Here is a 5,122-nt window from a genome sequence, read left to right as displayed (position 1 = left end):
ATCCAGACAGCCCACCTTAACCCAGACAAGGTCTAAACAAAAAAATGCTACCAAGGAAGTGATTATTTAGAAAACAAACCAGAGTAAGAGTTAACCGTCGAGGCGACAACTACATTGACAATTACCGTATTCGCAAATACGCTGTTATTGGGACAACAACTACAAGGTGACTTTTGCAAAAAATGAAACTCGCGAATACCAGATCATCAATGAAACCCTCTATATCGACCATAAGAACCAGTGCCAAACACCTGATACCCTGACCATAAACCAAGACATAAAAATCAATCAAATTCCGCAACCATGAAAACTCTGACAGGCATTTTATTTTTACTACTGGCACAGTCCACGCAAGCAACAGTAACCTCAGAAAGTATTATTAAGCTACAAATAAAATCGTTAGATGTTCACTTAGCTGATACCACCCACAAAAGCACGGTAATAGATGGAACGGAAAACCAGTGGTTAAATAAATCAGAGCGGGTACTCGTAGGATTAATGGCTCATAACAAAGCGTTAGCGGAACGACTACGCCACAATCAGTTACGCCACGAATTGTTACGAACCATTTACTATGAGGCCAAACGCTCAGGACTAGACCCTGATCTGGTATTAGCTATTATCCGCGTTGAAAGTAACTTTAGGAAATACGCCATCTCATCGGTAGGAGCACGAGGCTATATGCAAATTATGGTATTTTGGGCCGATATAGTCGGTGAACAATCATCAGACCTGTTTAATATAAAAACCAATTTACGTTTAGGGTGCGCCATTTTAAGAAGCTATCTGGACAAAGAAAACGGCAATGTTAATCGGGCGCTTGCCCGCTACAACGGTAGTCTTGGCAAAAATGATTATCCTAACCTTATATATGCCGCTTGGGTAAACTAAGAACAATATTTTCGCGTCCGCGAAAATAACCATCAATCCAAGTAAAAATCAGACTTAACAAATCGATGCGCCGGAGACCAGCGACCAGGCTTTCGGTCAGTAATCCTTGCCGACATGGTTATCAACAAGAACGATCGAGTAGAGAAGGACACTATTCCATTTTTTTCGATCCAATATTTGTTGCATTAAATTTCTGCGAAACTTTAGAGCTTTTTGGCCATAATGCTTAAAGTTTAATGATTGCCAACAAGTTGTTTTCATTTGGCATTTGAAACGCCCATCAAGTCTATTTTTGCTTTAAGTCTGGTTCCGGGTTTGAAGGTGACAACACGCCGGGCAGTTATCGGTATCTCTTCGCCGGTTTTCGGATTTCTGCCGGGACGGGCAACTTTGTCACGAAGCTCGAACTTACCGAAGCCGGATATTTTGACGGATTCGGCACGTTCCAAAGTTGTTTTTATTTCCTCAAAAAACAACTCAACCAGATCTTTTGCCATGGTTTTTTTTAAGCCCAATTCATCGAGCAGTTGTGCAGCAAAATCTGCCTTCGTTAGTGCCATGCTTCCTGCCTTGATTTTCTCATTATTATTATAGGTTAAGAGCCGGTGCCAGCAGGCTCTTAACCTGTTATCACCAATCGTTAATGGTTAACGGCGTCTTTCAAGGCTTTACCGGGCTTAAAAGAAGGGGTATTTGACGCAGCAATGGTAATTTCTTGGCCGGTTTGTGGATTACGGCCTTTACGTTCTGCCCTTGCTTTAACCTCGAATGAACCAAAACCAATCAACGTTACCGGGCTTCCAGATGCCAAGGTGGTTTCAATGGTTTTTAGCAAACTATCCAGCGCACGGTTAGCATCAGTTTTGGTTAAGTTGGCTTGTTCAGCGATGACGGCAATCAGTTCTGATTTGTTCATAAAAACTCCTTAAAATAGTAGTGAAAATAGTGATATTAGTTTTTTGTGGTCGGAAAAATATAGTCGTAATCCGCATTTTTCATGTGACTTTATGGTAGCTAAAATAGGTAGACTTGCCACTTACATCCGCACAACCTGTGCAATATATTCGTTCGCTTGTCTGTCTAGCTCTGCAATATCGATTTTATTAGCAAAATAATAGTCATAGCTTTTTTCGCAAACGTTTGTGACGTTCGATAAGCAGATTACACACTGTGTCATCACTTCCATCAGCTTTACAAACTCATCACTATCTTCTTTATCCTTGTCTAATAAAACTTTTTTCCATGACGTTAGTTTTTCAATTGAAAATAAAAGGCTTTCCCTGGTTTTTTTAATATTCATTAATCTTGATTTTAGGTCGATTATGTGGGCATTACATAAATTTATTGCGTTGCTTATGGGTGCGCAGCGATCCATTTACGGACGAGCTTTTGCCCTTCTTTGATTTGCGATGGTGTCAACGCTTTAACAAGGTAATCTCGCGCCGTTACCGCTTTCTCTAATTTTTGAGCCGCGGCGAGGTTTGTCCACCGGTAGGCTTGAGCATAGTCCTGCTGCACGCCAGTTCCGCTGGAATACATCCGGCTGAGGTTGAATTACGCCATTGCTTCGCCCTGATCAGCTGCCTTGCGAAACCAAGCGGCGGCTTGGCTGTAATCCTTCTCCAAGCCACCTTTGCCTTCATTATACATCAAGCCGAGGATGAGTTGTGCCTCTGCATAGCCCTGTTCAGCAGCCTTACGAAACCAAAATGCAGCTTGTTTATCCTTTCGCGGCACACCTTCGCCATTGGCATACATGACACCGAGACTATTTTGCGCCGTTGCATCTCCTTGATCAGCCTTTATGCGTATTTGCTGCTCCACATCCCCATCAATGTTTTGCATCGGCTCAGCTGCGCCTATTTTTAGGTCCTATAATATATTTTATAGGACGTAAAAGTTCACCTTAAATCCCTTCACCACATTTCCAGCTTTACACAAAAACATGAATTTTGAAGCAGAACGTTGGATTTAATTGCGGCAGATATTGTCCTATCGCGAGTATAAAGGTTGGTATTTCATAATCAATATGAGGAAAATATCTATGATTTCAGAAATTGACTTGCTGAGAGCGGATATTCCGAGGTTGGAGCAGAAATTTGGAGAGGGTGACCCATTCGTCGGAATTTTGAAAGCACAGTTAGCTTTGTTGCAAAATGAAAGGAGGCGACAGCCACGAAGAGGGCGGTATCACAAGTGGCTTGTAAATTTTAAGAGAATTTCAAATCCGAAAAAGAAATGACGGCCCAGGCAATTCACTGTAACACCTTAACGGCAGCACCGACTCTGTCTGAGCCGCTCGTTTGAGTATCATATTCTCGGACAGCTTTCTTGAGTTCTTATGTCCATAACTACCGCCAGGATATCGGAAATATTTTTGGCATTCTGGAATAACGGCCCCTTTTGATCATGCGCAAATTGTCTTCCTAGTAAGTTTCGTGGTCAACAACGGCATTCAAGATGCCGGGATTAAATGGGATGTTCATAATGGCTATAAGCTTTTGACGATGAACCTGAGCCGCCGCCCGTAACCAGAATCCATCCAAATCGTAATAATAGAAATAGACGCTAAAAATATGTCGGATGTGGACGTCTGAAAATTTGATGGGTAGATTATCCTCTGTCAACTTAAATGGTTAAAATACGACATGCTAAGTAACACAAGATACTTGTGTTACTTAGGAAGTAATTGATTTTATTTACTTTGATGTGCTGCACTGTTACTCTATGTAACACATATTTATTTTAAACAAAAAAGAGTACATAGGATGAACGCTGTCGACGCCGCCAACAAAGCTGAAATTGCTATGATGCACGCCGTCCTGAACAACAAGTTTGGATCGCTCTATGCGGACATCTGGAAAGTCGGGGTCAACTTGTCACTGCGCATTAGTGACTTGCTCACCCTAAAATACACTGACTTGAATCTTGATGAGCGCTCGTTAAAGCTGACCGAAGCAAAAACCGGAAAATTGAAGACAATTCGCCTGAATTCTGCGGCTATTATTGTCATTGCCAGAAGGCAACAGGAAAATCCTGCCGATGCCTGGTTGTTTCAAGTCCATAGTAACCGAGCCAAAGATAAACCCGTGAGTCGGGTTTCAGTCAGTCGCGTCTTTAAAGACGCCGGGGAGTTGTTGGGTCTAACCATCAACACCCACAGTATGCGCAAATCAAGGGGCATGGCCATGTACCAGGATGGCGTGCCGGTTGAAAAGATTGCCAGAGTACTAAATCACGCCAACACCACGTCAACCCTGCGCTATCTGGGGATTACCCAAGAGGACGTGTTAAAAACCTATGATGATTACGAGCTTTGAGTGCGACGTGAAGTTGCATAAATAACTGTTTCTGCCATCTATGCAGCAATGAAACTTGCCATTCTCTTGGCAGCAGCCTAAGTCCTGTCGGGGTAGGCCTTAAAGAATTGTCTCTGGCTGACAATAAGCGCAATAAAACGGGAATTGTGATATATTGAATACGTGTATTTAATGACTTTATTCAGGAGACTTTGACATGGCTACTTCGATCCGATTGGCACCTGAAGTTGAGCAGCGACTTGACTACCTTGCCGTCCAAACAGGCCGCACAAAAGCTTTTTACTTGCGTGAAATTATCGAGCGTGGGCTTGAGGATATGGAAGATTACTATTTGGCCGCCAATGTATTAGAGCGCGTCAGGAAAGGGGAAGAGCAGACTTATTCATTGGATGAAGTGGAGCATGCTCTTGGCCTGGCGGATTGATTTGACGGAAACGGCAAGCAAACAATTGTCGAAGCTTGATAAAGTCGAGGCCAAGCGTATTACAACATTCTTGAGGCAGCGCTTAGCGGCTCTGGATAATCCTCGCAGCGCAGGCAAGGCCTTAACGGGCCCTCTTGGCGATCTGTGGTGTTACCGGGTAGGCGACCATCGGATAATTTGCGAGATACAAGACGGTGTTTTATGTGTCCTCGTGGTAAAAATAGGCAACCGCCGCGACGTATACAGATAAAGACATCGTCGTCTTTTGCGGGTAACTTATTCATCTGGATTCGCGGTACGGTTTATCGTTCTGGAAGCCAAAGCTGAAAACAAAAGCGCCATGGAGGGTAGCAAACATTTCAACGTGCCGAACAACTGGCGCAACTTACCACTGCTCACAATGGCATAGAGCCTTATACCGACCTGCACCGCTTGGTGACTCTTCTTACTACCCTAAAAACCTAACGACTACAGCAGGAATCATGAG

Annotated in this window: 8 protein-coding genes; 4 read left to right on the top strand and 4 right to left on the bottom strand. The window is 43.3% G+C overall.

Going from position 1 to position 5,122, the window contains the following annotated elements:
* Positions 1 to 303 precede the first annotated feature (303 nt).
* Entirely contained in the window at positions 304 to 891 is a 588-nt protein-coding gene (locus N7974_RS20110; protein ID WP_262967315.1) for a lytic transglycosylase domain-containing protein, read from the top strand.
* Positions 892 to 1,148: 257 nt separating this feature from the next.
* Here N7974_RS20110 and N7974_RS20105 read toward each other — a convergent pair whose 3' ends face one another.
* The 4 genes from N7974_RS20105 to N7974_RS20090 form a co-directional block, all read right to left on the bottom strand.
* Positions 1,149 to 1,451 carry an integration host factor subunit alpha gene (locus N7974_RS20105; RefSeq protein WP_262967314.1) on the bottom strand — a complete coding sequence of 101 codons (303 nt, stop codon included), beginning with the start codon at positions 1,449 to 1,451 and terminating at the stop codon, positions 1,149 to 1,151.
* Between the two features lie 80 nt (positions 1,452 to 1,531).
* Positions 1,532 to 1,807, bottom strand: coding sequence for an HU family DNA-binding protein (locus N7974_RS20100; RefSeq protein ID WP_262967313.1), 276 nt, complete (start codon positions 1,805 to 1,807; stop codon positions 1,532 to 1,534).
* Positions 1,808 to 1,927: 120 nt separating this feature from the next.
* A complete protein-coding gene (locus N7974_RS20095) occupies positions 1,928 to 2,191 on the bottom strand; it encodes a hypothetical protein (protein ID WP_262967312.1) in 264 nt (87 codons plus the stop codon).
* Between the two features lie 254 nt (positions 2,192 to 2,445).
* A complete protein-coding gene (locus N7974_RS20090) occupies positions 2,446 to 2,736 on the bottom strand; it encodes a tetratricopeptide repeat protein (RefSeq protein ID WP_262967311.1) in 291 nt (96 codons plus the stop codon).
* A 923-nt stretch (positions 2,737 to 3,659) separates the two neighbouring features.
* Between N7974_RS20090 and N7974_RS20085 the strand changes: the two genes are divergently transcribed.
* The 3 genes from N7974_RS20085 (at position 3,660) to N7974_RS20075 (ending at position 4,885) form a co-directional block, all read left to right on the top strand.
* Entirely contained in the window at positions 3,660 to 4,211 is a 552-nt protein-coding gene (locus tag N7974_RS20085; protein ID WP_262967310.1) for a tyrosine-type recombinase/integrase, read from the top strand.
* Positions 4,212 to 4,407: 196 nt separating this feature from the next.
* Positions 4,408 to 4,635 carry a type II toxin-antitoxin system RelB family antitoxin gene (gene relB, locus N7974_RS20080; protein WP_262967309.1) on the top strand — a complete coding sequence of 76 codons (228 nt, stop codon included), beginning with the start codon at positions 4,408 to 4,410 and terminating at the stop codon, positions 4,633 to 4,635.
* Complete coding sequence (locus N7974_RS20075; protein ID WP_317451637.1) at positions 4,601 to 4,885, top strand: type II toxin-antitoxin system RelE family toxin; 285 nt, start codon at positions 4,601 to 4,603, stop codon at positions 4,883 to 4,885. The genes relB and N7974_RS20075 overlap by 35 nt, the downstream gene beginning before the upstream one ends.
* The last annotated feature ends 237 nt before the right edge of the window (positions 4,886 to 5,122 follow it).

This window comes from Methylobacter psychrophilus, from assembly GCF_025583945.1.
Lineage (GTDB): Bacteria > Pseudomonadota > Gammaproteobacteria > Methylococcales > Methylomonadaceae > Methylobacter_C > Methylobacter_C psychrophilus.
Note: the sequence above shows the minus strand (reverse complement) of the source record. Positions and strands in the feature narration are given on the sequence as shown.

Excerpts from the sequence above, each read along its gene's own strand:
- N7974_RS20105 (WP_262967314.1), bottom strand. The coding sequence starts at position 1,451 with ATGGCACTAACGAAGGCAGATTTTGCTGCACAACTGCTCGATGAATTG.
- N7974_RS20100 (WP_262967313.1), bottom strand. The coding sequence starts at position 1,807 with ATGAACAAATCAGAACTGATTGCCGTCATCGCTGAACAAGCCAACTTA.
- N7974_RS20085 (WP_262967310.1), top strand. The coding sequence starts at position 3,660 with ATGAACGCTGTCGACGCCGCCAACAAAGCTGAAATTGCTATGATGCAC.
- N7974_RS20110 (WP_262967315.1), top strand. The coding sequence starts at position 304 with ATGAAAACTCTGACAGGCATTTTATTTTTACTACTGGCACAGTCCACG.
- relB (WP_262967309.1), top strand. The coding sequence starts at position 4,408 with ATGGCTACTTCGATCCGATTGGCACCTGAAGTTGAGCAGCGACTTGAC.
- N7974_RS20090 (WP_262967311.1), bottom strand. The coding sequence starts at position 2,736 with ATGCAAAACATTGATGGGGATGTGGAGCAGCAAATACGCATAAAGGCT.
- N7974_RS20095 (WP_262967312.1), bottom strand. The coding sequence starts at position 2,191 with ATGAATATTAAAAAAACCAGGGAAAGCCTTTTATTTTCAATTGAAAAA.
- N7974_RS20075 (WP_317451637.1), top strand. The coding sequence starts at position 4,601 with ATGAAGTGGAGCATGCTCTTGGCCTGGCGGATTGATTTGACGGAAACG.